Origin of the sequence: Streptomyces sp. NPDC047043 (assembly GCF_040644055.1) — a bacterium.
Taxonomy (GTDB): Bacteria; Actinomycetota; Actinomycetes; order Streptomycetales; family Streptomycetaceae; genus Streptomyces.
The window spans coordinates 109379-132255 of the sequence record NZ_JBEYVO010000003.1; the positions used below are offsets into that span (position 1 = coordinate 109379).

Consider the following 22877-nt stretch of genomic DNA (forward strand, 5'->3'; position numbering starts at 1 on the left):
CGCCCCGTCTAGTACGACAGCCCGTATCCGATGGGGTACAGCACCTGCGCCGGATCGTCCGCCCGCTGCACCGGCACCGGCAGCTTCCCGCGAGGCGCGACCTTCCCGGCGATCACCCGGGCGGCCGCGCGCAGCTCGACGTCGGTCCAGGAGTAGGACGCCAAGTGGGCCGGGGCGGAGGGGAGCTGGGCCACGTCGTACGGGTTGCGGATCGCGACCGCGACCACCGGCTTCCCGGTGGCCACCAGCTGTTCGACGAGCGTCTTCTGCGAGCTGCCCGCGGTCACGTTGTAGGTACCGACGACCACCGCGTCCGCGTCCTGAGCCGCCGCGACGGCCTTGGTGATGGTCGCGGAGGAAGGCGCCGTACCCGTGGACAGGGGGGTGGCCGTGAAGCCCAGTTCGGTGAGGGCCGTCGCGAGGACACCCGTCGGCGGGCCCGTCGTGCCGGACGGGGAGGCCGGGTCGGCGCCGACGACGAGCAGCTTCTTGTGCGTACGGCTCGACAGCGGCAGCAGGCCACCCTTGTTGACCAGCAGCGTTGTCGTCCGCTCGGCGATGTGGTCGGCCGCCGCCAGGTGCGCCTTCGTGCCGACCACCCGGTCCACGGCACCCTGCCTGACGTACGGATCGTCGAACAGCCGGAGCCTCGACTTCAGCCGCAGGATGCGCAGGATCGACTCGTCGAGCCGGGACTCGGCCAGCTCCCCGCCCTGGACGGCCCTGAGGACGGCGTTCCAGGCGACCGCGAGGTCGGGCGGATTGAGGAGCTGGTCGACGCCGGCCTTGAGGGCGAGGACGGGGACGCGGTCGTCGCCGTACTTCGTCCGTACGCCCTCCATGCCCAGGGAGTCCGTCACCACGACCCCGTCGTAGCCGAGCTCCCCGCGCAGGATGCCGGTGAGGATCGGGTGGGAGAGGGTGGCCGGGTCGCCGGAGTCGTCGAGGGCCGGGAACTGGATGTGCGCGGTCATGATCGAGTCGATGCCGGCCTTCACCGCCGCCCGGAAGGGGACGGCGTCCAGCTTCTCCCAGACCTCGCGGGTGTGGGTGATGATCGGGAAGCCGTAGTGGCTGTCGACCGCTGTGTCCCCATGTCCCGGGAAGTGCTTGGCGGTTGCGGCCACGGACGAGCGCTGGTAGCCCGCGACCTCGGCGGCGACCAGTCCGGCCACCGCGTTCGGGTCGGCGCCGAAGGACCGTACGCCGATGACGGGGTTGGCCGGGTTGACGTTCACGTCGGCGTCCGGGGAGTAGTCCTGGTTGATGCCGATCGCGCGCAGCTCCGCGCCGGAGATCCGGCCGAGGGTGTGGGCGTCCTTGCGGGAGCCGCCCGCGCCGATGGCCATCGCGCCCGGGAAGAGGGTGGCCGGTTTGCCGACGCGGCAGACGATGCCGTGCTCCTGGTCGGTGGTGACGAGGACGGGCAGGCCGCGGGGTTGGCTGAGGGAGGCGCGCTGGATCCCGTTGGAGAGGTCGGCGATCTGATGGGGATCGCGCGTGTTGTGCGCCCAGGTGAAGTAGATGATGCCGCCCACGCGGTACTTGGCGATCAGCTCGGCGGCCGTGCGGACGCCGATCTCCTTGAGGTTGGCGTCGATGTCGGCCTGGTCCGGGGCGGTCGCGGAGTGGCCGTAGACCCGCATGACGAAGAGCTGGCCGACCTTCTCCTCCAAGGTCATACGGGAGATGAGCGAGCGGAGCTTCTTGTCGTCGGGGATGCCCGCGTAGGCGGTGGTGCCGAGGGCCAGGGCCGCGGTGACGCCTGCGCCGGCGGCGAGGACGGTACGTCTGGAGGGCACGTGCGCTCCTTCCGGAGGTGATCCGCTGAAGGAAACTTCCGTGAGGGAAGCAATATCCGGGAAGTTTCTGCCAGTCAAGGGAGCGCGCACGGCAGGGCGTTGGCCGCGGGGCCTGGGGGAGGGGCCGCCATCGGCGCTGTTGGAGGGGGGCGCGCCGATGGCGGCTGTGCTGCCGGCCGCAGTACGGCGGAGAGGGTAGGTCAGCGATCGCAGCCAGCAGCGAGGGCCGACACCGCACGGCGGAGACTCATCCGACAGCTTGCGGGTTGGACGAACCGTATTAGGGGTGGGTTCCCGCGTTCCCGGCGAATCCGGGAAGTCGTTGCCGGTGGGGTCAACGGGACGGGTGAGCCGTGACCTCGGGCCACTGCTCCTGCAGAGTGCGTACGGTCTCTGCGATCGCCGGACGACGAGCGGCTCCTTTGCGCCACAGGGCGTACAGCCGCCTTACGGGGGTCGGGTCGAGGTGCACCTCGACGACCCCGGCCGGGAGCGGACCGCGACCCAGACGCGGGACCAGACAGACGCCGAGGCCGCCGGCGACCAGCGCGACGAGCGTCGGGTTCTCGTCGGCCTGGTGCACGATCTCCGGCTCGTGCCCGGCGGCACGCATCGTCCGCAACAGCCAGTCGTGGCAGACCCGCCCCGGCGGCTGGCACACCCACCGCTCCCCGCCCAGCTCCTCGCGCCGCACGGAGGCCCGCCCGGCGAAGGGATGGCCGGCCGGCACCAGCAGCGTGCTGCGGTCGTCGCCGATCACCGCGTGCTCGACGCCCGGCGGCACGGGCAGCGGCGCGATGTCCCAGTCGTGCACCACGGCCAGGTCGAGGGCGCCCTTGGCGACCAGATCGACGGAGAGATGCGGGTCGATCTCGCTGAGCCGGGCGTCGAGGGCGGGGTGCCGGGCGGCCAGGTCGGCGAGCACGGCCGGCATCAGCCCGCGCGCGGCAGACGCGAACGCGGCGATCGTCAGCCGCCCCGCCGGCACCCCGCGCCGCTCCTCCAGCTCGGTCTCCGCGCGCTCGACTATCGCGAGCAACTCCTGTGCTGTGTCGACGAGTTGATGGGCCTCGGGGGTAAGCCGCACGCCGCGCCCGTCCCGCTCGAGCAGCACGGTCCTGGTCTCCCGCTCCAGCTTGGCGATCTGCTGGGACACGGCGGACGGGGTGTACCCGAGCGCGGCCGCAGCGGCGCCGACGGTGCCGTGGACGGAGACGGCGTGCAGCGCGCGAAGGCGTTGGAGGTCGAGCATGCGGAGTCCCATTCGTTAGCAGCGCTTCATCCAACAGTGCAGCAATCATCGCTGGTGCTACACGGTCGCCGGACATGATGCTCGACGCATGCGACCAGCACACCTTGCTCTTGCCCTCGTCGTGGCCGCCGTATGGGGCGTGAACTTCACGGTCGTCGAGATCGGCCTCGGTCACTTCCCGCCCCTGCTCTTCTCCGCCCTGCGCTTCCTGGCGGCCGCACTGCCCGCCGTCTTCTTCGTGGGCCGCCCGAAGGTGGCGTGGAAGTGGATCCTGGCGGTGGGGCTGGTGCTCGGGGTGGCCAAGTTCGGCCTGCTGTTCATCGGCATGGACGCGGGGATGCCGGCGGGCCTGTCGTCGCTGGTCGTGCAGATCCAGGCGGTCTTCACGGCGGGCGTGGCCTTCGTCGTCCTCGGTGAACGGCCTTCCCGCATACGGGTGTCGGGCATGTTCGTGGCCCTGGCGGGCATCGGTGTCGCGGCCGTGGACGAGGGCACGTCCGGACCGCTCGGCGCGTTCGCCCTGGTGATCGCGGCGGCGGCCTGCTGGGGCGTCTCGAACGTCCTGACCCGCAAGGCGGCCCCGCCGGACGCGCTCAACTTCATGGTGTGGGTGAGCACGGTCCCGGTCCTGCCGCTGCTCTGCCTGTCCCTGCTCCTGGAGGGCCCGAGCCGGGACTACGACGCCCTGCGCGCCCTGGACCGGCAGGGCGCCGGCACGGTCGTCTACGTCGCCTGGGTCACCACGGTCTTCGGTTTCGGGGCGTGGGGCTGGCTGCTGCGCCGCCACCCGGCGTCGACGGTGGCGCCGTTCTCGCTGCTGGTCCCGGTCTTCGGGATGTCGTCGGCGGCGGTCTTCCTGGGGGAGTCGGTGAGCCCGCTGAAGTGGTGCGCGGCGGTGCTGCTGGTGGGCGGGGTGGGGCTGGCTTCGGTGACGCGGGGGCGACCGGAAGTGGTCCATCCCGTGGACGAGGGAGCGCCCGAACCCGTACTCGGCCGATCATGAGGACATGCCCGCAGTAGCCATCCCCGGTTCCAAGTCCATCACCGCCCGCGCCCTGTTCCTGGCGGCCGCGGCCGACGGGGTCACCACCCTCGTACGCCCGCTCCGCTCGGACGACACCGAGGGCTTCGCCGAGGGCCTGGTGCGGCTCGGGTACCGCGTCGGCCGCACCCCGGACGCCTGGCAGGTGGACGGTCGCCCGCAGGGCCCGGCGTTGACCGAGGCGGACGTGTACTGCCGCGACGGTGCGACGACGGCCCGTTTCCTGCCGACGCTGGCGGCGGCGGGCCACGGCACGTACCGCTTCGACGCGTCCCCGCAGATGCGCCGCCGCCCCCTCCTGCCGCTGTCCCGCGCCCTGCGCGACCTGGGCGTGGACCTGCGGCACGAGGGGGCCGAGGGGCACCATCCGCTGACGGTGCGGGCGGCGGGCGTCGAGGGCGGGGAGGTGGTGCTGGACGCGGGCCAGTCCTCGCAGTACCTGACGGCGTTGCTGCTGCTGGGCCCGCTGACGCGCAAGGGTCTGCGGATCCGGGTCACCGACCTGGTCTCCGTGCCGTATGTGGAGATCACGATCGCGATGATGCGGGCGTTCGGGGTGGAGGTGGAGCGGGACGGCGACGTGTTCGTGGTCCCGGCCGGCGGCTATCGCGCCACCACCTACGCCGTCGAGCCCGACGCTTCGACGGCGAGCTACTTCTTCGCCGCGGCGGCCGTGACACCGGGCGCCGAGGTGACGGTGCCCGGGCTGGGCGCGGGGGCCTTGCAGGGAGACCTGGGCTTCGTCGACGTACTGCGGCGGATGGGCGCGCAGGTGTCCGTCGGCGCGGACGCCACGACGGTCCGGGGCACCGGCGAACTCCGCGGCCTGACGGTCAACATGCGGGACATCTCGGACACCATGCCGACGCTGGCGGCGATCGCGCCGTTCGCGTCCGGGCCGGTGCGGATCGAGGACGTGGCGAACACGCGCGTGAAGGAGTGCGACCGCCTGGAGGCCTGCGCGGAGAACCTGCGGCGGCTGGCCGTCGAGGTGTCGACGGGCCCGGACTGGATCGAGATCCGGCCGGGCACTGCTGTCCCGCGGGGCGCGGAGATCAAGTCGTACGGCGACCACCGCATCGTGATGTCCTTCGCGGTCGCCGGCCTTCGGGTGCCGGGTATTTCGTTCGACGACCCGGGGTGCGTACGGAAGACTTTCCCGGGCTTTCATGAGGCGTTCGCGGAGCTGAGGAGCGGGCTGGGGGATGACCGGTGAGCTGCGAGCCGTGCTCTTCGACTCGGGCGGCGTACTGATCCGTCCGATCGGCGGGCGCTGGAATCCGCGGGCCGACTTCGAGGAGACGGTCCTCGGGTACGACCCGACGGTCACGCCGGAGCGGTTCGCGGGGGCGATCGCGGCCGGCGAGGCCTTCTTCGCTGCCTCCGAGACAACCCCGGACTACGACGACTATCACCGGGTCCTCCTGCGCCACTTGGGCCTGGAGCCGACGCCCGAGTTCCTGGCCGACCTGGGCCGGGAGGTCCCGGCGACATCGGTTCTCGAAGTCTTCCCGGACGTGGTGGAGACCCTGGAGGAGCTGAGGCGGCGGGGCGTGCGGATGGCGGTGGTGTCGGACGCGTGGCCGGGGCTGCCGCAGGGGCACGCCGAACTCGGCATCGGCGGCTACTTCGAGGCATACGCGATCTCGGCGGTCCTCGGCTGCCGCAAGCCCGACCCGCGTATGTACCGGCATGCGAGCGAGGCGCTGGGACTGCGGGCGTAGGAGTGCGCGTTCGTGGACGACGACCCGGAGCTGGTGGCGGCGGCCATCGAACTCGGGTACGTGGGGCGGGTGTTGTGCCGTGACGGGGCGGTCGAGCCGCCCGGGGTTGCGTCGATCACCGCGCTGACCGAGATCATCGACCTGTTCTGAGGGGGAGTTCTGCATGGGGTACGTGCTCGAAGGGCCGGTGCTGGAGGGCGAGTTGGTGCGCCTGGAGCCGCTGGAGCACCGGCACGCGGCCGACCTGGCGGTGGCGGCCGAGGAGAACCGGGGCACGTACGAGTTCACCTGGGTGCCCAGAGCCGCCGAGATCGGCGCCTACATCGACGCGCAGCTCGCCCGCGCGGCGACGGGACGGCTGGCGCCGTACGCCCAGGTGTCGCTCGCGACCGGCCGGGCGGTCGGCGCGACCTCGTACTGGGAGCCGCGGTGCTGGCGCGACGAGGACCGACTCGACGCCGTGGAGGTCGGCTTCACCTGGCTCGGCGCCTCGGCGCAGGGCACGGGCGTGAACGCCGAGGCCAAGCTGCTGCTCTTCCGGCACGCCTTCGAGGTGTGGGACGTGGCGAGGGTCGACCTGAAGACGGACGCCCGCAACAGCCGTTCGCGCGCGGCGATCCAGAGCGTGGGGGCACGCTTCGAGGGCGTACTGAGGAACTGGTCGCGCTCCTGGGCCCCGGGCGAGGAGGGGCGGCTGCGCGACTCGGCGATCTTCTCGGTCACGGCGGGGGAGTGGCCGGAGTGCCGGGAGCGGTTGGAGGCGCGGGTGGCGCGGTTCGTGGCGCGGGTGTAGGCGCCTCGGCGTCCGGGGGTGAGGGGCATCGCGTCAGTCGACGTCGGCGCTCAACTTGTCCGCGCCGGCCCGCAGTTGCTCCACCACCGCCCCCAACACCGCGTCGCCCTCCGCCCCCGCGCGCACCGCCGCGAAGACGTTCCGCGACGCCGGCTGCCCCTCCGTCGGCAGCAGCGCCACCCGGCGATGCTCGTACGACGGCCGCACCAGCCGCGGGATCAGCGCCACCCCCTGGCCCGCCTCGACCAGCGCCGCGAGGGCGGCCCAGTCGTTCACCGCGTGGCGGACGTCCGGGGTGAAACCGGCCGCCGCGCACACCGAGCGCGCCACCGCGCCGCAGCAGCTGTCCGCCGCCCCCACGATCCACGGGTCACGGGCCAGCTCCCGCAGTGCCACCCGCCCTTGCCCGGCCAGACGGTGGTCGGCCGGTACGACGAGGTCCAGGACGTCGGTGAACAGGTCCACCCTGCTGTAGCGGTCGTCCGTGTGCGGCGGCGCCTTCGCGAAGTCCACCGCCACCGCCACGTCGACCTGCCCCGCGTCGAGCGCGGTGAACAGGTCCGGCGGCTCCGCCTCCACGACGTCCACCCTGAGGCGCGGGAGGCGCTCGGCCAGGGCCCGCATCACGCCCGGCAGCAGGCCCAGGACGCCGCTGGAGAAGCAGCCGATCGTCACCGAACCGCGCCCGCCCGCCCCGTACCCCGCCAAGTCGGCCCGCGCCCGCTCCAGTTGGGCCGCGATCAGATCGGCGTGCGCCAGCAGCACCCGCGCCTGTCCGGTGAGCCGTACGCCCCTGCCCTCCCGCTCCGTCAGCGGTACGCCCACCTCGCGGGCCAGGGCCGCGAGCTGCTGGGAGACGGCGGAGGGAGTCAGATGCAGTGCCTCGGCCGTCCTCGCGAGGCTGCCCCGGCGCTGCAGCTCGCGCAGGAGGGTCAGCCGGCGCAGATCGACCGTGAAGCCCCCACCGACCGTGAAGGTCTCGCTTACCTGTTCCACCGCGAAAGATTAACTGGACCAGGCCCCGCTGTTCGGAAACCATCGGTCCCATGACCTCGCACTTCCTCATCCTCCACGGCTGGCAGAACCACCGCCCCGAGGCCCACTGGCAGCACTGGCTCGCCGACCGCCTGAGCGAGCTCGGCCACCACGTGACCTACCCCCAGCTCCCCGACCCCGACGACCCGAGCCTCGAGGTCTGGCTGTCCGAGCTGACCCGGCATCTGGACGGCCTGCGCGGTGGCGAGGGCGAGCGCGTCGTCCTCGCCCACAGCGCCTCCGCCCTGCTCTGGCTGCACGCCGTCTCGCGCGGACTCGTGAAGGAAGGGGACGTGGACCGGGTGCTGCTCGTCGCGCCGCCGTCCGCCTCCGTCCTCGCACGGTTTGCGGAAGTCGCCGAATTCGCCCCGCCCGCCCTCGACTTCACGCTCCCCGCCCCCACCCGCCTGGTCGCCGGCGACGACGATCCGTACTGCCCGGAGGGCGCGCGGGACGTCTTCGGCGACCCCCTGCGCATCCCCACCGACCTCCTGCCCGGCGCCGCCCACCTCGACCTCGACGCCGGTTACGGCTCCTGGCCCGCCGTACTGGACTGGTGCCTGGACGGGACGGCGAAGCTCACGGTGCGTCCGGCTCGGGCGTAGCGGCCGTTCCGGCCCGCAGTTCCGGGGTGCTCGCGCCCACCGACAGCACCGCCAGCAGGCAGAGCAGACCACCGGTCACCAGGGCCGTCGCGCCCGAGGTCCAGCCGGCGACCAGACCGCCGCGCAGATTGCCGATGTTGGGCCCGGCCTGGCCGACGATCTGCTCGGCCGACGTCACCCGGCCCAGCAGGGAGTCCGGGGTGCGGGTCTGCACGATCGTGCTGCGTGCGACCACCGAGGCATTGTCGGCGGCACCGGCGACGACCAGACAGGCAAGTCCCGCCCAGGGGCTGCTCATCAGGCCGAACGCGGCCAGCGCGACGCCCCACGTCCCGGCGCCGCACAGCATCACCAGACCGGGGCGGCCCAGCCGGGTGACCGCCCCGGAGAACACCGACGACACGATGCCGCCGACGGAGATCGCAGACAGGAACAGACCGAGCGTGCGCGGATTTCCGCCGAAGCGCTCCGCGTTGACCAGCGGGAACAGACTCACCGGCATCGACAGCACGGTGGCCGCCAGGTCGGTGACCAGGGCACCGCGCACCACCCGATGCCCGTACAGGAAGCGCAACCCGTCCAGCACGCCGTGCAGTCCGGCCCGCGACGGCTCGCCCTCCGGCGGCAGCGCGGGCAGCCCGAAGGCACCGTAGAAGGCGAGCGCGAAGCTCAGGGCGTCCACCAGGTAGCAGAAGCCGACGCCCGCCCAGCCGATCAACAGACCGCCCAGGGCCGGGCCGAGAAGCATCATCGTCGTGAACGACATCATGTTCAGCGCCAGCCCGGCCGGCACCTGCTCCTTCGGCAGCAGCCGCGGCACGAACACCCCTGCCGCCGGCCCGCCCACCGCACCGAAGCCGTACTGCGCGGCCACCAGCGCCAGCACGACGGCCACGGGTACATGACCGGTGAACCCCTGCACCGCGAGCAACAGCGAACAGACCGCCTGGGCAACGGTGTTGAACAGGAAGATCCGGCGCCGGTCCCCACGGTCCACCCACGCGCCCGCGAACAGGCCCACGACGACGGTCGGCAGCGCACCCGCAAGACCCACCGCACCGGTCCAGACCGTGCTGTGCGTCATGTCCCAGACCTGGTACATGACGGTCACCATGGTCATGAACGTGCCGAGCACGGACACGGTCCGCCCGATCAGCAGCCGCCGGAACAGCGGCGAGGTGCGCAGCGGCCGCACGTCGACGAGCGCCCGGCCGAGGTCGAGGCTCATGAGGGCATGACGGGGTAGAGAGCGGGCTGCGCAGGCATGCGGGGGAGGCTATACGGCAGCCCGCACACCCGGCGACTCAATTACCGCCAGTGGTGCAGCGCCCTAAAGGGGCGCGGGGAACTGCGCGACCAGCCACAACGCACCCGCAGACGCACGACGGCCCAATCCGGCCCCCCGCGGAGCGCTACGCACACTCGTTCAGCAACCGCCCCAAATGCTCCCGCCCGGCGGCAAGCAGATCCGGCAGCGGCGCAGCCTCCTCGTACCACCGCTTCTCGTACTCCCAGCACAGCCACCCGTCCCAGCCGTGCCGGGAGAGGACCTCCACGCAGTCCGTGAGCGGAAGCACCCCCGCGCCGAGCGGCAGCGGGGTCGTGTCGTCGGCGGAGGCGATGTCCTTGACCTGGACGTAGCCGAGGAACGGCGAGAGCGCGGCGTACGACTCCGAGGGCTGCTCGCCGCCCAGCCAGGTGTGCATGACGTCCCACAGGGCGCCGACCTGGCGGTGGCCGACCAGACCGAGGATGCGGATCGCGTCGGCGCCGGTGCGGTGCGAGTCGTGGGTCTCCAGCAGGATGCGTACGCCGAGGTCGGCGGCGTACTCCGCGGCCGTGCCCAGCCGCCGGGCGGCCGTCGCGTCCGCGCGCTCGCGGCTCTGCTCGTGGCCGCCGCCGGGGAAGACCCGGACGTACGGGGCCCCCAGGTCGCGGGCGAGGTCGAGGAGGCTCTTGACCTCGTCGATGACGGGGCCGTCGTCGCCGGGTGCCGCCACGCGCGCGTACCCGGCGAGTCCCAGGATCTCGATGCCTCCCGCCTTGAACTCGGAGGCCACGTCGGCCCGTTCGGAGAGGTCGATGCCGGGGTGGACCGGCTCCTCGGGATGTGCACGCAGCTCGACGCCGTGGTAGCCGTGGGTGGCCGCCAGCCGGACCACGTCCGGGATGGGCAGACCGGGGACGCCGAGGGTGGAGAAGGCCAGTCTCATGGTCCCTACTGTCACTCGGGTGTGCTGTGCAGGTCCAGCCGCCAGTCCTGGCCGTTCAGGTCCTTTCCGAAGGAGCGGTGCGGTTTCTCGGCGACGAGGACGAAGCCGTGGCGCTGGTAGATACGGCGGGCGGCGGCGAGGACGTCGTTGGTCCACAGGACCAGCTCGCGGTAGCCGACACCGCGCGCGAAGTCGACGACCGCCGTGACGAGCCGGTCGCCGACACCGAGCCCGCGCGCGTCCGGCTCGACGAGCAGCAGCCGCAGCCGCGCAGTGGCCGGGGCCTCGTCCCGTACGCACATCACGCACCCCACCGGCCGCCCGTCGAGCTCGGCGATCCACACCCGCTCCAGATGCGGGTCGTGGTCCTCCGCGAAGTCGGCGACGATACGGGCCACCAGCCCCTCGTAGTCGGTGTTCCAGCCGAACTCGGAGGCGTACAGGGCGGCGTTGCGCTGGACGATCCAGCCGAGGTCGCCGGGGGACGGCTCACGCAGCACGACGTCCTCCCGGCGCGGCGGGCGGCCGTCGGAGAGGATCTCGCGGACGGCGAGCATCGCCTCCGCGAGGCGCGGCCGGTCGGCGGACGGCACGGTGGACAGCAGCGCACCGACGGACTCGTTCGCCCGCTCGGCGAGCAGGTCGGCGGTCTCGCGGCCGCGGGCGGTGAGGGTGATGTGCCGGCGTCGTGGATCGGTGGCGGAGGGGGCCCGCTCGATCAGCCCGGCCTCCTCGAACTTGTTGAGGATCCGGCTCAAGTACCCGGCGTCCAGGGAGAGTTCGGCCCGCAGATCGGCCGCGTCCGTACGCGGGGAGTGCGCGAGCTCGTAGATGACGCGGGACTCGGTGAGGGTGTACGGGGCGTACAGCTGGCGGCTGTAGTCGAGGGCGCCGATGACGTTCGTGTAGAAGCGGTTGAAGGTGCGGATGTCCTGGACGGTCATGGTCGTCGACCCCCCGTTGCTCGGCCCGATGGTTGACTCAGTCAGAGATACCGTCGGTCCGAGCCTAGAACACCCGCCCCTCCGCGACTACCCCTCGGCTATCCCTCGCCGGCCGGCCGGTAGACGTTCACCTGCACACCGGTCTTGCCCTGCGCCGTGGAGACCAGCTCGAACGGCCGCTTGGCCCCGTCCTCCGGGAAGATCGACTTGCCGCCGCCGAGGATGACCGGCATCTGGATGAGCTGGAGTTCGTCGACGAGCCCTTCGCTGATCAGCGTCCGGACGAGCGTGGGGCTGCCCATCATCGCCAGGTCGCCGCCGGGGGCGGCGCGCAGTGCCCGAATCCGCTCGACGGCCTCGCTCCCCGCGATCCGCTCGGTGTTGTTCCAGGTCAGCTCGTCGTCGCTCAGGGTGTCGGTCACGACGTACTTCTTCAGCGCGTTGAGCCGGTCGGCGAACGGATCCCCGGCCCGCTCGGGCCAGGCCCCCGCCATGGTCAGATAGGTCCGCCGCCCGTACAGCAGCGCCTCGGCCTGCTCCAGCCCGGCGGCGAAGGCACCCCCGACCACCTCCGGGTCGAAGTACGGGTGCGACCAGCCGCCGTGCGCGAAGCCGCCGTCGGTGTCCTCCTCCGGGCCGCCGGGCGCCTGCACGACCCCGTCGAGGCTGATGAACTCGCTGATGACGATGCGCATGGAACTCTCTCCTGTCGTTCGCTCGGATGATCACGGCGATTACGGCAATGAAGACCGGGGCGCAGCGCGGAAATCATCGGTGGGTCGAGCGTAGGCCCGGATCCCGGGCCGTGCAGCCGTCAGCGAACGCCGTCGCTCGGCAGCACGGCCCTCCCTAACCTCACATCCATGGAGGCATCGGGAAGCACGATCGCGGTGTACGACGACCACGCCGACTGGTACAACGCCCACATGTCGGCCGACGGCGTCGGCGGCTACGTCCGGCAGGTCCACGCGACCCTGGGCGAGTTGCTGGGCCCGGGTAGCGGCACCTGCCTGGACGTCTGCTGCGGCACGGGCGCCCACGCCCGCCCGCTGTCCACCCTGGGCTGGACACCGGTGGGTGTCGACCTCTCCCGCAACCAACTGCGCCACGCCGCAGCCCGGTTGCCGGTCGCGGTGGCCGACGCCACCGCGCTCCCGCTGGCCGACGCGTCCGTACCGGCGGTGGTCTGCGTCCTGGCGAGCACGGACGTGCCCGACTACGCGGCCGTGCTCCGGGAGGCCGCCCGGGTCCTGACGCCGGGCGGTCGTTTCGTCCACCTCGGCATCCACCCCTGCTTCGTGGGCGCGTTCGCCGACCGCCGCGAGGAACCGAAGGTCGTGGTGGACGCCGGTTACGCCGACCGTTCCCGAACCTTCGCCGGCTGGAACCCCGCAGGCGTACGAGCCCGGGTCGGCGCCTGGCACGTCCCGCTGGCCGACCTGCTGAACGCAGCTACGGGGGCGGGCCTGCGCCTCGTACGGACGGCGGAGGCGGGGCAGGGCGACGTGCCGGAGTTGTTCGGGTTCCGGGCGGTGAAGGACTGACGGCGTGCGCCGACAAGGCCGGCCCCCAGCCGACGGCAACGGAAGTGCCGGAGCCCGATCAAGGCAACGGCGCGCCCTCAGCCGCGCGGCACCCCCGAAGACCCCCGAACCATCAGCTCCCCCCGAACCGTCGCGATCCCACCCGGCGGCGGCTCCTCCCGCCCCATGGCGATCCGCCCGGCCCGGGCCCCCGCCTCCGCCAGCGGCAGCCGCACAGTCGTCAGCGCAGGCACCGCGTCCACGCTGAACGGCAGATCGTCGAAGCCGGCGACCGAGACGTCCTCCGGAATCCGCAGCCCCGACTCCCGCAGCGCGGCGCACGCCCCCAGCGCGACGGAGTCGTTCGCCGCGACCACCGCCGTGAGCGACGGGTCGCGCCGCAGCAGCTCCAGCGTCGCCTCATAGCCCGACGTCCGGTCGTAGCGCCCGTACACGCTCCACCGCGGATCCTCGGAGATCCCCGCCGCCGCCAGCGCCGCCCGGTGTCCCTCCAGCCGGTGCCGCGTCGTCGTCCGCTCCTCCGGCCCCGCGATGTAGCCCAGCCGCCGGTGTCCCAGCCCGATCAGGTGCTCGGTCAGCCGCTGCCCGCCCCCGCGGTTGTCGAAGGTCAGCGCGATCGCCCCGGTGTCCGCCGCCGGCGGCCGCCCGCAGAGCACCACCCGCGTCCCCGCGTCCGTCAGCTTCCGCAGCTTCGCCGCGACCGCCGCCGCATGCGGCTCGTTCTCCATGGCCCCGCCGGTCAGCACCACCGCCGCCGCCCGCTGCCGCTGCAGCAGGGTCAGATACGTCAGCTCGCGCTCCGGCGAACCCCCCGTGTTGCAGACCACCGCCAGCCGCTCGCCACCGGCCCGGCCGCCGGGCCCGCCGATCTCCGACTGGATCGCACTCGCCATGATCCCGAAGAACGGGTCGGCGATGTCGTTCACCAGGATCCCGACCAGGTCGGACGTGGCCGCGGCCAGCGCGCTCGCCGGCCCGTTGAGCACGTAGTCCAGCTCGTCGACCGCCTTCAGCACCCGCTCACGGGTGGAGGCGGCCACGGGATAGTTCCCGTTCAGCACGCGCGACACCGTCGCGGGCGAGACCTGCGCGCGGGCCGCCACGTCCGCCAGGGTCACCGTCATCTCGTCGTCCTCCGGTCGCGCATCATCGTCGTACCTCGTCGTACGCCCGCCCACCTAGACAGGCCGCCCCACCACCACGGTTCCGAGCGTGCCGAGCGGACTTGCTGAGCAGACATCGAGCAGACCTTACGGCCACAACCCCCTGCTGTTCGTCCCCTCGAACAACTCGAAGCGGTCACGGTCTTGTCCGGACCACTGGTCAGAGGCTAGCTTCTCCTTGTATAGAAAGCGCTTGCTGTGACGCTCATCAGTAGGGCCGACGCGGCGCACACCACCCGCGTACGACGCTGTGTACGACGCCAGCGAAGGGAATGACGTGACACGCAAGACGGTGCGTATCGCCATGAACGGCGTGACCGGGCGCATGGGCTACCGCCAGCACCTGGTCCGCTCCATCCTCGCCATCCGCGAACAGGGCGGCCTCGACCTCGGCGACGGCACCGTGCTGTGGCCGGAGCCGATCCTGGTCGGCCGCCGCGAGCACGCCCTGCGCGCACTCGCCGAGCAGCACGGTCTGGACCCGGAGAACATCTCGACCGACGTCGACGCGGTCCTCGCCGACCCGACCGTCGAGATCTACTTCGACGCCCAGGTGACCTCGGCCCGCGAGGAGGCGATCAAGAAGGCGATCGCGGCGGGCAAGCACATCTACACCGAGAAGCCGACTGCCACCGGTCTGGAAGGCGCCCTGGAGCTCGCCCGGCTGGCGAACGACAGCGGCATCAAGCACGGCGTGGTCCAGGACAAGCTCTTCCTCCCGGGCCTGCTCAAGCTCAAGCGCCTCATCGACGGCGGCTTCTTCGGCCGCATCCTCTCCATCCGCGGCGAGTTCGGCTACTGGGTCTTCGAGGGCGACTGGCAGACCGCGCAGCGCCCGTCCTGGAACTACCGCTCGGAGGACGGCGGCGGCATCGTCGTCGACATGTTCCCGCACTGGGAGTACGTCCTGCACGAGCTGTTCGGCCGCGTGAAGTCCGTCCAGGCCATCGCCACCACCCACATCCCGCAGCGCTGGGACGAGAACGACAAGCCCTACGACGCCACCGCCGACGACGCCGCCTACGGAATCTTCGAGCTCGACGGCGGCGCGATCGCCCAGATCAACTCCAGCTGGGCCGTCCGCGTAAACCGCGACGAGCTGGTGGAGTTCCAGGTCGACGGCACCGAGGGCTCCGCGGTCGCGGGCCTGCGCAACTGCCGCGTCCAGCACCGCTCCCTGACCCCCAAGCCGGTCTGGAACCCCGACATCCCGGCCACCTACTCCTTCCGCGACCAGTGGCAGGAGGTCCCGGACAACGACGAGTTCGACAACGGCTTCAAGGCCCAGTGGGAGCTCTTCCTCAAGCACGTCTACGCCGACGCCCCCTACCACTGGGACCTGCTCGCCGGCGCCCGCGGCGTCCAGCTCGCCGAGCTGGGCCTGAAGTCCTCGGCGGAAGGCGTCCGCATCGACGTACCGGAGATCGCGCTGTGACCATCCAACTCCCGGACTTCAAGGGCGGACTGAGGGCATACGACCCTCGCCCCGAGCCCCTGGCCGTGACTCCCGGCTCGCCTTTCACCTCTCGTACGGTCTTCTCCGCGGCGCACGTCGTGGCCGACCCGTACGCGGACGTGTCGCCCGACTCGCCCGCCGCCGTCGACTGGGACGCCACCCTCGCCTTCCGCCGCCACCTCTGGTCGCACGGGCTCGGTGTCGCCGAGGCCATGGACACCGCCCAGCGCGGCATGGGCCTGGACTGGGCGGGCGCGGCCGAGCTGATCCGCCGCAGCGCCGCCGAGGCCAGGTCGGTCGGCGGCCGCATCGCCTGCGGCGTCGGCACGGACCAGATCACCGCCGGGTCTCTCGTGGAGGTCCGGGCGGCCTACGAGGAGCAGCTCGCCCTCGTGGAGGAGTCCGGTGCGCAGGCGATCCTGATGGCGTCCCGCGCGCTGGCCGCCGCGGCGTCCGGCCCCGAGGACTACCTGGAGGTCTACGGCCACCTCCTGCGCCAGGCGTCCGAGCCGGTCGTCCTGCACTGGCTGGGCCCGATGTTCGACCCGGCGCTGGAGGGCTACTGGGGCTCCAGCGACCTCGACACGGCCACGGACGTGTTCCTGGACGTCATCGCCGCGCACCCCGACAAGGTGGAGGGCATCAAGGTCTCGCTGCTGGACGCCCAGCGCGAGATCGACATCCGCCGCCGGCTCCCGCAGGGCGTCCGCTGCTACACGGGCGACGACTTCAACTACCCCGAGCTGATCGCGGGCGACGAGAAGGGCTTCAGCCACGCCCTGCTCGGCATCTTCGACCCGCTGGGCCCGCTGGCGGCGGAGGCGGTACGGGTGCTGGACACGGGGAACGTGGCCGGCTTCCGTGAACTCCTCGACCCCACGGTCGAGTTGTCCCGCCACCTCTTCCAGACCCCGACCCGCTTCTACAAGACGGGCGTCGTCTTCCTCGCCTGGCTCGCGGGCCATCAGTCGCACTTCACGATGGTCGGCGGCCTCCAGTCGGCCCGCTCCCTCCCGCACTTCGCCCGTGCCTACGAACTCGCCGACGGCCTGGGCCTGTTCCCCGACCCGAAGCTGGCCGAGGAGCGGATGAAGAACCTGCTGTCGCTGTACGGAGTGGCCCAGTGAGCGAGCTCGAACGCTTCAGCATCAACCAGATGACCGTGAAGCAGCTGTCGATGCCGGAACTGGTCGACGCCTGCCGCGAGTTGGGCATCGGCAACGTCGGTCTCTGGCGCGAACCGGTCCAGTCGTACGGCCTGGACGCGACCGCCAAGCTGATCCGCGACGCTGGCCTGACGGTCACGACGCTGTGCCGCGGCGGCTTCTTCACGGCGATCGACCCGGGGGAGCGTGCCAAGGCCCTGGAGGACAACCGGCGCGCGATCGACGAGGCGGCGACGCTCGGCACCGACACGCTGGTCCTGGTCTCCGGCGGCCTGCCCGCCGGCTCGAAGGACCTGCACGGCGCCCGGGAGCGGATCGCGGACGCCCTGGGCGAGCTGGGCCCGTACGCGGAACAGCACGGCGTCCGCCTGGCCATCGAGCCGCTGCACCCGATGTACGCCTCCGACCGCTGCGTGGTCTCGACGCTCACTCAGGCCCTGGACCTCGCGGAACGCTTCCCGGCCCGGCAGGTCGGGGTCACCGTCGACACCTACCACATCTGGTGGGACGACAACGCGCCCGCGCAGATCGCCCGGGCGGGCGCGGGCGGCCGTATCCACACCTTCCAGCTCGCCGACTGGACCACGCCGTTGCCGGAGGGCGTGCTCAACGGCCGTGGGCAGATCGGCGACGGCGCGATCGACATGCGGGAGTGGAAGGGGTACGTGGAGGCCGCCGGCTACACCGGCGCCATCGAGGTCGAACTGTTCAACGACGGCCTGTGGGCCCGGGACGGCCGCGAGGTGCTGGCGGAGACGGCACGACGCTTCGTGGAGCACACGTGACCCGGTAGACGGGCAGAGGCATTCCGAGGGATTCGCCCCGCATCGGCGCAAAGTCCGTGCGGGGCGAATCCATGTCCGGATCCTTCACCGCCAAGGCCGTCGCCCTGTACCGGTACCCGGTCAAGTCGATGCTCGGTGAGCGGCTCAAGACCACGGAGATCACAGACCGGATTTCCGCGCTGCCGGGCCGTGCGCCGGAACCGTGCGCCGGGGTGTATGCACAGGTCGTGAGGGGTGGACGGGTGCGCGAGGGGGACGCCGTCAGGGTCTGAGGGCCGCGTCGGAAAAAAATTCCGAAGTGCCGTGCAACCCTTCCCCCACCTTGCGGGTCGTACTTGGCATCAGAACTTCTGGAGGGGGATCTGGGGGGATCGCGGGGGTTCTGATGTTGGAGGGGAAAACCCGAGGGGGCCCGGTCGACGGATCGGGCCCTCTCGAATTTGTCCGAAGTGTTCGCATCCAGCAGCGTCCGCGTCTAGAAGAAGACGCCGCACCTCAGCAGCACATTCGCGTACGGCCGTGCCTCCCCCGTCCGCACCACCAGCCGCGCCCCCGCCGACAGCTCCTTCAGCCGCTCGTGCGAGACCAGCTCCAGCCTGGGGAAGTGGTCGTCCAGCAGCGTCGATGCCGGCGGGTTGGCGTCGCGCACCTCCGTCGCTGCCGTCGCACCCTCCACCACCAGCTCGGCCAGCAGCCCGTCCAGCACCTCCGCGAAGGAGGGCACTCCGGCGCGGAACGCCAGGTCCACCACGCGCGGACCCTTCGGTATCGGCATGCCCGCGTCGCACACCAGCACCCCGTCCCCGTGGCCCAACTCGGCCAGCGCGCCGGAGAGATGGCGGTTCAGGATTCCCGCCTTCTTCACAGGGCGTCGACCTCCTCGGCCGTGGGGAAGGACACCTGCGCGCCCTCCTTGGTGACGGCAGCAGCCCCGACGCGGGCCGCATACGCCGCGGCCTCGGCCAGCGAAGCCCCGCCCCCGAGCCGGAACGCCAGCGCCGCCGTGAACGCGTCGCCCGCACCCGTCGTGTCCATCGCGTCCACCTTCACCGAAGGCACCCGCGCGACCCCGCCCGAGGAGGCCACCAGCGCCCCCTCCGCGCCGAGGGTGACCACGACCGAGCGCGGGCCCTTGGCGAGCAGCAGCCGGGCCCAGTCCTCGGGCCGGTCGGACACGCACGCGTCGCCCAGCACGACCTTCGCCTCGTGCTCGTTGACGATCAGCGGGTCGCATGCCGCCAGCACCTCGGACGGCAGCGGCCGCGGCGGCGACGGGTTCAGCACGAAGCGGCTGTCCGGGGGCAGACTGCGTACGACCTCCACGACCGTCTCCAGCGGGATCTCCAGCTGCGTCGAGACCACCCGCGAGGCCTGGAAGAGGCATGCCGCGGCCTTGACGTCCCCCGGCACCAGCTTCCCGTTCGCGCCCGGCGACACCACGATGCTGTTGTCCCCGGACGGATCGACGGTGATGAGCGCGACGCCCGTCGGCGCCCCGCCCACCAGCACACCCACCGTGTCGACCCCGGCCGCCCGCTGCGAGTCGAGCAGCAGCCGGCCGTACGCGTCGTCGCCGACCCGGGCCAGCAGCGCCGTACTGGCCCCGAGGCGGGCGGCGGCGACCGCCTGGTTCGCGCCCTTGCCGCCCGGGTGGACGGCGAGATCGGAGCCCAGCACGGTCTCGCCGGGCCCCGGCCGCCGCTCGACGCCGATGACCAGGTCGGCGTTGGCCGAACCCACGACCAGTAGGTCGTAGTCGTACATCAGAAGGACTCCCCGTCGTACATCAAGTGACTTCCTTTGTGAACGAGATGCGAACAAGATACGGAGGAATCGAGGCGGCCGGGACCCGATGAGCCGCTCGGCCGCCTCCTTGGTGCCTCAGCCCGTGAATCCGGCCACGTTGTCCCTCGTGATCACCTTCACCGGCACCTTGACCGCCGATTCGACCTTCTTGCCCTGGATCGCCCTGAGTGCGTTGTCCACCGCGATCTTGCCCAGCAGGGTGGGCTGTTGGGCGACCGAGGCGTACAGCCGGCCCGACTCGACGGCCTTCAGTCCGTCGGCGGTGCCGTCGAAACCGAGCACCGTCACCGACGTACCGGCCTTGGAGCCGAGCGCCTTGATCGCACCGAGCGCCATCTCGTCGTTCTGGGCGAAGACGCCCTTCACGTCGGGGTGTGCCTGGAGCAGGTTGGTCATCACGTCCAGGCCCTTGGTGCGGTCCCAGTCGGCGGGCTGCTGGGCGATGACCTTGATGCCCGGGTAGGCCTTCAGCCCCTCGGCGAAACCTGCCCCGCGCTCACGCGCCGCCGACGTACCGGCCTGGCCCTGCAGGATTACGATCTTGCCGGTGCCGCCCAGCTTCTCGGCGAGCGCCTTCGCGGCGAGCTTTCCGCCGGTGATGTTGTCGGAGGCGACCAGCGCGGCCGTGTCGGCGTTGTTGACCGCGCGGTCGACGGCGACGAGCGGGATGCCGGACTTGTTCACGGCTTTCGCCGCCGGAGTCACCGCGTCGGAGTCCACCGGGTTGACGATGATCGTGCCGAGGCCCTCGCTGGTGAAGTTCTGCAGCTGGTTGGCCTGCTGGGAGGCGTCGTTCTGGGCGTCGGTGACGGTCAGGTCCACGCCCAGCTTCTTCGCCTCGGCCTGCGCACCGGCGCGGATCTGCACGAAGAACGGGTTGTTGAGGGTCGACAGCGACAGGCCGATCTTCTCGCTCCTGGCCGCGGACGTGCCCGTGTGCAGGAAGGACATGGCGCCGACGAGAGCCGCCGCGACCACGGCCGCGAGGACGTACGTCGCCGCCTGCCTGCCCTTGTTGCCGCCGGTACCGGTGGTCACCGGAGTGGCCCCGGCCTTGCGGCGAACGGTGTCCAGCAGCACCGCCAGCGCGATCACGACACCGATGACGACCTGCTGCCAGAAGGCGGACACCGACAGCAGGTTGAGCCCGTTGCGCAGCACCGCCAGGATCAGCGCACCGATCAGCGTGCCGGAGGCCTTGCCCGTACCACCGGCCAGCGAGGCACCGCCGATGACGACCGCGGCGATCGCGTCGAGCTCGTAGCCCTGCGCGGCCTGCGGCTGCGCGGAGGACAGCCGGGCGGCGAGCACGATGCCCGCGGCGGCGGCGAACAGACCGGAGAACGCGTAGATCGCGAGCTTCTGCTTCTTCACCCGCAGACCCGACAGCCGGGCCGCTTCCTCGTTGCCGCCGATCGCGTACATCGAGCGGCCGATGTACGTGCGGCCGAGCACGAACGCGGTGATGAGACCCATGCCGACCATCACGAGCACCGGTACCGGCAGCCAGCCGCCGAGGGTGTCACCGAGGTGCGAGACCGAGTCGGGGAAGGCGATGGGGGAGCCCTGTGAGATCACCAGGGACAGACCGCGGGCCACCGACAGCATGGCGAGCGTGGCGATGAACGGCGGCAGTTTCCCGTACGAGATCAGGAAGCCGTTGACCAGGCCGCACACCATGCCGGTCGCGATGGCGAGCACGACCGCCAGGACGACCGGCATGCCCTGTGAAGTGGCGCTCCAGGCAAGGACGGTGGCCGACAGGGCGGCCACCGAGCCGACCGACAGGTCGATGCCCGCCGAGACGATCACGAAGGTCACACCGAAGGCGAGGATGGCGGTCACGGCCGCCTGGACGCCGACGTTGAGGAGGTTGTCCGTCGTCATGAAGTCGCCGGACAGCGCCGACATCGCGATGACGAGGACGATCAGCGCGGTCAGCGCACCGTTGTCGAGCAGAAGGCGGCGAAGCCCCGGGGCGCCACTCGCGCCCGTCGTGCTCTTGAGCGTGTCAGCGGCCACGGGTGGCCTCCAGTTCGGTGGTAGGGGTGCTCACGGCGAGGGACATGACGGCGTCCTGGGTGGCCTCGTCGGCGGAGAGTTCGCCCGCGATCCGGCCCTGGGCCATCACCAGCACCCGGTCGCTCATGCCGAGCACCTCGGGCAGATCGCTGGAGATCATCAGTACGGCGGCCCCGGCGGCCGTGAGTTCGTTGATCAGCTGGTAGATCTCGACCTTGGCGCCGACGTCGATACCGCGCGTCGGCTCGTCGAGGATCAGCACCTTGGTGTCGGCGAGCAGCCACTTGCCGATCACGACCTTCTGCTGGTTGCCGCCGGACAACGTCCGTACGTGCTGGCCGAGTCCGGCCATCCGCACGCCGAGCTGCTCGGCGATCCGGGCGGCGGCCTCCCGCTGTCCCTTGAGGTCGACGAGCCCCGCGCGCGTGGCCGAACGCAGCGTCACCAGACCCAGGTTCTCCTCGACGGACGCGTCCAGGAGCAGGCCCTGACCCTTGCGGTCCTCGGGGATCAGCCCGAGGCCGGCCGCCATCGCGGCGCCCACGTCGTGGCCCCTCAGAGACGCCCCGGAGACCTTCACGGCCCCCTTGTCGTACGGATCGGCCCCGAACACGGCCCGCACGACCTCCGTACGGCCGGCACCGACCAGCCCCGCGATCCCGACGACCTCGCCGGCGCGCACCTCGAAGCTCACGTCGTGGAAGAGACCGTCGCGGGTCAGCCCCTCGACGGTGAGCAGCGCGGCGCCCTTCTCGGGCTGTTCACGGGGGTACTGCTGCTCGATCGACCGTCCCACCATGAGCCGTACGAGCTCGTCCTCGGGCGTGGAAGCGGGCACCTGTCCGACGGACTTGCCGTCGCGGATCACCGTGACCCGGTCTCCCAGGGCGGCGATCTCCTCCAGGTGATGCGTGATGAAGACGATCCCGACGCCGTCCTCGCGCAGCGAACGCACGATCGCGAAGAGCTTCTCCACCTCTTCCGAGGTGAGCACGGCGGTCGGCTCGTCCATGATCAGCACGCGCGCGTCCAGGCTCAGCGCCTTCGCGATCTCGACCATCTGCAGCCGCGCGATGCCGAGTTCACGCACACGCGCGCGTGGCGACACGTTCACGCCGACGCGCTTCAGCAGGACCTCGGCGTCGGCCTCCATCGTCTTCCGGTCGATCACCCCGAAGCGGCGCGGCTGCCGCCCCAGGAAGATGTTCTCGGCGACCGTGAGGTCCGGTACGAGATTGAACTCCTGGTAGATGGTGGCGATCCCGAGGCGCTCGGAGTCCTGCGCACCATGGATGCGCACCTCCTCGCCGCCCACCAGGATCCGCCCGGCGTCGGGGGTGTAGGCGCCGGAGAGCATCTTGATGAGGGTGCTCTTGCCCGCGCCGTTCTCACCGAGCAGCACATGCACCTCGCCCCGGCGCAGATCGAAGTCGACGCCGTCCAGCGCGACCACGCCCGGGAAGGTCTTCCGTATGCCCTCGATGCGCAGCAACTCGTCCGCGTTGCTCACGTCTGGCTCCTGTTC

At 71.5% G+C, this 22877-nt stretch carries 23 protein-coding genes; 11 read left to right on the top strand and 12 right to left on the bottom strand.

Translation table 11 applies throughout. The annotated features are described in order from the left end of the window. Positions 1-8 precede the first annotated feature (8 nt). Positions 9-1802 (bottom strand): glycoside hydrolase family 3 protein, encoded by a 1794-nt coding sequence (locus tag ABZ880_RS05695; protein ID WP_361257388.1) that lies wholly within the window; start codon positions 1800-1802, stop codon positions 9-11. A gap of 334 nt (positions 1803-2136) precedes the next feature. Next, positions 2137-3054, bottom strand: coding sequence for a LysR family transcriptional regulator (locus tag ABZ880_RS05700; RefSeq protein ID WP_361258165.1), 918 nt, complete (start codon positions 3052-3054; stop codon positions 2137-2139). Positions 3055-3142: 88 nt separating this feature from the next. On the opposite strand from ABZ880_RS05700, the gene ABZ880_RS05705 reads away from it, so the two are divergent. The 5 genes from ABZ880_RS05705 to ABZ880_RS05725 are packed head-to-tail and all read left to right on the top strand — an operon-like array spanning position 3143 to position 6613. Continuing rightward, entirely contained in the window at positions 3143-4057 is a 915-nt protein-coding gene (locus ABZ880_RS05705; RefSeq protein ID WP_361257391.1) for an EamA family transporter, read from the top strand. A 4-nt stretch (positions 4058-4061) separates the two neighbouring features. Beyond that, positions 4062-5312, top strand: a complete 1251-nt coding sequence (gene aroA, locus ABZ880_RS05710) for a 3-phosphoshikimate 1-carboxyvinyltransferase (RefSeq protein ID WP_361257394.1) — start codon at positions 4062-4064, stop codon at positions 5310-5312. Further along, positions 5302-5820: an HAD family hydrolase gene (locus ABZ880_RS05715; RefSeq protein ID WP_361257397.1), complete on the top strand. Its 519-nt coding sequence runs from the start codon at positions 5302-5304 to the stop codon at positions 5818-5820. Before aroA ends, ABZ880_RS05715 begins: the two co-directional genes overlap by 11 nt. Before the next feature lie 12 nt (positions 5821-5832). After that, positions 5833-5970, top strand: a complete 138-nt coding sequence (locus ABZ880_RS05720; protein WP_361257400.1) for a hypothetical protein — start codon at positions 5833-5835, stop codon at positions 5968-5970. A 13-nt stretch (positions 5971-5983) separates the two neighbouring features. Next, positions 5984-6613, top strand: a complete 630-nt coding sequence (locus tag ABZ880_RS05725; RefSeq protein WP_361257402.1) for a GNAT family protein — start codon at positions 5984-5986, stop codon at positions 6611-6613. Positions 6614-6646: 33 nt separating this feature from the next. Here ABZ880_RS05725 and ABZ880_RS05730 read toward each other — a convergent pair whose 3' ends face one another. Further along, a complete protein-coding gene (locus tag ABZ880_RS05730; RefSeq protein ID WP_361257405.1) occupies positions 6647-7609 on the bottom strand; it encodes a LysR family transcriptional regulator in 963 nt (320 codons plus the stop codon). A 50-nt stretch (positions 7610-7659) separates the two neighbouring features. Between ABZ880_RS05730 and ABZ880_RS05735 the strand changes: the two genes are divergently transcribed. Then, positions 7660-8253 (top strand): alpha/beta hydrolase, encoded by a 594-nt coding sequence (locus ABZ880_RS05735; RefSeq protein WP_361257408.1) that lies wholly within the window; start codon positions 7660-7662, stop codon positions 8251-8253. On the opposite strand, the gene ABZ880_RS05740 is transcribed toward ABZ880_RS05735, so the two are convergent. The 4 genes from ABZ880_RS05740 to ABZ880_RS05755 form a co-directional block, all read right to left on the bottom strand. Next, positions 8228-9481 (bottom strand): MFS transporter, encoded by a 1254-nt coding sequence (locus tag ABZ880_RS05740; RefSeq protein ID WP_361257411.1) that lies wholly within the window; start codon positions 9479-9481, stop codon positions 8228-8230. The genes ABZ880_RS05735 and ABZ880_RS05740 overlap by 26 nt on opposite strands. A gap of 184 nt (positions 9482-9665) precedes the next feature. Beyond that, a complete protein-coding gene (locus ABZ880_RS05745; protein WP_361257414.1) occupies positions 9666-10466 on the bottom strand; it encodes a sugar phosphate isomerase/epimerase family protein in 801 nt (266 codons plus the stop codon). An 11-nt stretch (positions 10467-10477) separates the two neighbouring features. Further along, entirely contained in the window at positions 10478-11410 is a 933-nt protein-coding gene (locus tag ABZ880_RS05750; RefSeq protein WP_361257416.1) for a helix-turn-helix domain-containing GNAT family N-acetyltransferase, read from the bottom strand. 98 nt (positions 11411-11508) lie between these two features. Continuing rightward, entirely contained in the window at positions 11509-12105 is a 597-nt protein-coding gene (locus ABZ880_RS05755) for a dihydrofolate reductase family protein (RefSeq protein ID WP_361257419.1), read from the bottom strand. Between the two features lie 168 nt (positions 12106-12273). Between ABZ880_RS05755 and ABZ880_RS05760 the strand changes: the two genes are divergently transcribed. Beyond that, on the top strand, positions 12274-12954 hold the full coding sequence (locus ABZ880_RS05760) for a class I SAM-dependent methyltransferase (RefSeq protein ID WP_361257422.1): 681 nt from the start codon (positions 12274-12276) through the stop codon (positions 12952-12954). A gap of 77 nt (positions 12955-13031) precedes the next feature. Here the strand turns inward: ABZ880_RS05760 and ABZ880_RS05765 are convergent, their stop codons facing one another. Continuing rightward, positions 13032-14078 (bottom strand): LacI family DNA-binding transcriptional regulator, encoded by a 1047-nt coding sequence (locus tag ABZ880_RS05765; RefSeq protein ID WP_361257425.1) that lies wholly within the window; start codon positions 14076-14078, stop codon positions 13032-13034. Positions 14079-14394: 316 nt separating this feature from the next. On the opposite strand from ABZ880_RS05765, the gene ABZ880_RS05770 reads away from it, so the two are divergent. The 4 genes from ABZ880_RS05770 (at position 14395) to ABZ880_RS05785 (ending at position 17796) form a co-directional block, all read left to right on the top strand. Then, a complete protein-coding gene (locus ABZ880_RS05770) occupies positions 14395-15552 on the top strand; it encodes a Gfo/Idh/MocA family oxidoreductase (protein ID WP_361257428.1) in 1158 nt (385 codons plus the stop codon). After that, entirely contained in the window at positions 15549-16700 is a 1152-nt protein-coding gene (locus tag ABZ880_RS05775; protein ID WP_361257431.1) for a dihydrodipicolinate synthase family protein, read from the top strand. Before ABZ880_RS05770 ends, ABZ880_RS05775 begins: the two co-directional genes overlap by 4 nt. After that, a complete protein-coding gene (locus tag ABZ880_RS05780) occupies positions 16697-17524 on the top strand; it encodes a sugar phosphate isomerase/epimerase family protein (RefSeq protein ID WP_361257434.1) in 828 nt (275 codons plus the stop codon). The genes ABZ880_RS05775 and ABZ880_RS05780 overlap by 4 nt, the downstream gene beginning before the upstream one ends. A 71-nt stretch (positions 17525-17595) precedes the next feature. Continuing rightward, positions 17596-17796: a hypothetical protein gene (locus ABZ880_RS05785; protein ID WP_361257437.1), complete on the top strand. Its 201-nt coding sequence runs from the start codon at positions 17596-17598 to the stop codon at positions 17794-17796. Positions 17797-17999: 203 nt separating this feature from the next. Here ABZ880_RS05785 and rbsD read toward each other — a convergent pair whose 3' ends face one another. From rbsD to ABZ880_RS05805, 4 genes are all read right to left on the bottom strand, one after another. Beyond that, a complete protein-coding gene (gene rbsD / locus ABZ880_RS05790) occupies positions 18000-18389 on the bottom strand; it encodes a D-ribose pyranase (protein ID WP_361257440.1) in 390 nt (129 codons plus the stop codon). Then, positions 18386-19288 (bottom strand): ribokinase, encoded by a 903-nt coding sequence (locus ABZ880_RS05795; protein WP_361257443.1) that lies wholly within the window; start codon positions 19286-19288, stop codon positions 18386-18388. Before ABZ880_RS05795 ends, rbsD begins: the two co-directional genes overlap by 4 nt. 117 nt (positions 19289-19405) lie before the next feature. Continuing rightward, positions 19406-21352 (bottom strand): substrate-binding domain-containing protein, encoded by a 1947-nt coding sequence (locus tag ABZ880_RS05800; RefSeq protein WP_361257446.1) that lies wholly within the window; start codon positions 21350-21352, stop codon positions 19406-19408. Then, on the bottom strand, positions 21342-22862 hold the full coding sequence (locus ABZ880_RS05805; RefSeq protein ID WP_361257449.1) for a sugar ABC transporter ATP-binding protein: 1521 nt from the start codon (positions 22860-22862) through the stop codon (positions 21342-21344). The genes ABZ880_RS05800 and ABZ880_RS05805 overlap by 11 nt, the downstream gene beginning before the upstream one ends. Positions 22863-22877: the final 15 nt, after the last annotated feature.

Bases quoted from the DNA above. Each gene is read 5' to 3' on its own strand.
- ABZ880_RS05725 (WP_361257402.1), top strand. From the start codon at position 5,984: ATGGGGTACGTGCTCGAAGGGCCGGTGCTGGAGGGCGAGTTGGTGCGC.
- ABZ880_RS05750 (WP_361257416.1), bottom strand. From the start codon at position 11,410: ATGACCGTCCAGGACATCCGCACCTTCAACCGCTTCTACACGAACGTC.
- ABZ880_RS05700 (WP_361258165.1), bottom strand. From the start codon at position 3,054: ATGCTCGACCTCCAACGCCTTCGCGCGCTGCACGCCGTCTCCGTCCAC.
- ABZ880_RS05765 (WP_361257425.1), bottom strand. From the start codon at position 14,078: ATGACGGTGACCCTGGCGGACGTGGCGGCCCGCGCGCAGGTCTCGCCC.
- ABZ880_RS05760 (WP_361257422.1), top strand. From the start codon at position 12,274: ATGGAGGCATCGGGAAGCACGATCGCGGTGTACGACGACCACGCCGAC.
- aroA (WP_361257394.1), top strand. From the start codon at position 4,062: ATGCCCGCAGTAGCCATCCCCGGTTCCAAGTCCATCACCGCCCGCGCC.
- ABZ880_RS05745 (WP_361257414.1), bottom strand. From the start codon at position 10,466: ATGAGACTGGCCTTCTCCACCCTCGGCGTCCCCGGTCTGCCCATCCCG.
- ABZ880_RS05795 (WP_361257443.1), bottom strand. From the start codon at position 19,288: ATGTACGACTACGACCTACTGGTCGTGGGTTCGGCCAACGCCGACCTG.
- ABZ880_RS05785 (WP_361257437.1), top strand. From the start codon at position 17,596: ATGTCCGGATCCTTCACCGCCAAGGCCGTCGCCCTGTACCGGTACCCG.
- ABZ880_RS05715 (WP_361257397.1), top strand. From the start codon at position 5,302: ATGACCGGTGAGCTGCGAGCCGTGCTCTTCGACTCGGGCGGCGTACTG.
- ABZ880_RS05755 (WP_361257419.1), bottom strand. From the start codon at position 12,105: ATGCGCATCGTCATCAGCGAGTTCATCAGCCTCGACGGGGTCGTGCAG.
- ABZ880_RS05705 (WP_361257391.1), top strand. From the start codon at position 3,143: ATGCGACCAGCACACCTTGCTCTTGCCCTCGTCGTGGCCGCCGTATGG.
- ABZ880_RS05740 (WP_361257411.1), bottom strand. From the start codon at position 9,481: ATGAGCCTCGACCTCGGCCGGGCGCTCGTCGACGTGCGGCCGCTGCGC.
- ABZ880_RS05735 (WP_361257408.1), top strand. From the start codon at position 7,660: ATGACCTCGCACTTCCTCATCCTCCACGGCTGGCAGAACCACCGCCCC.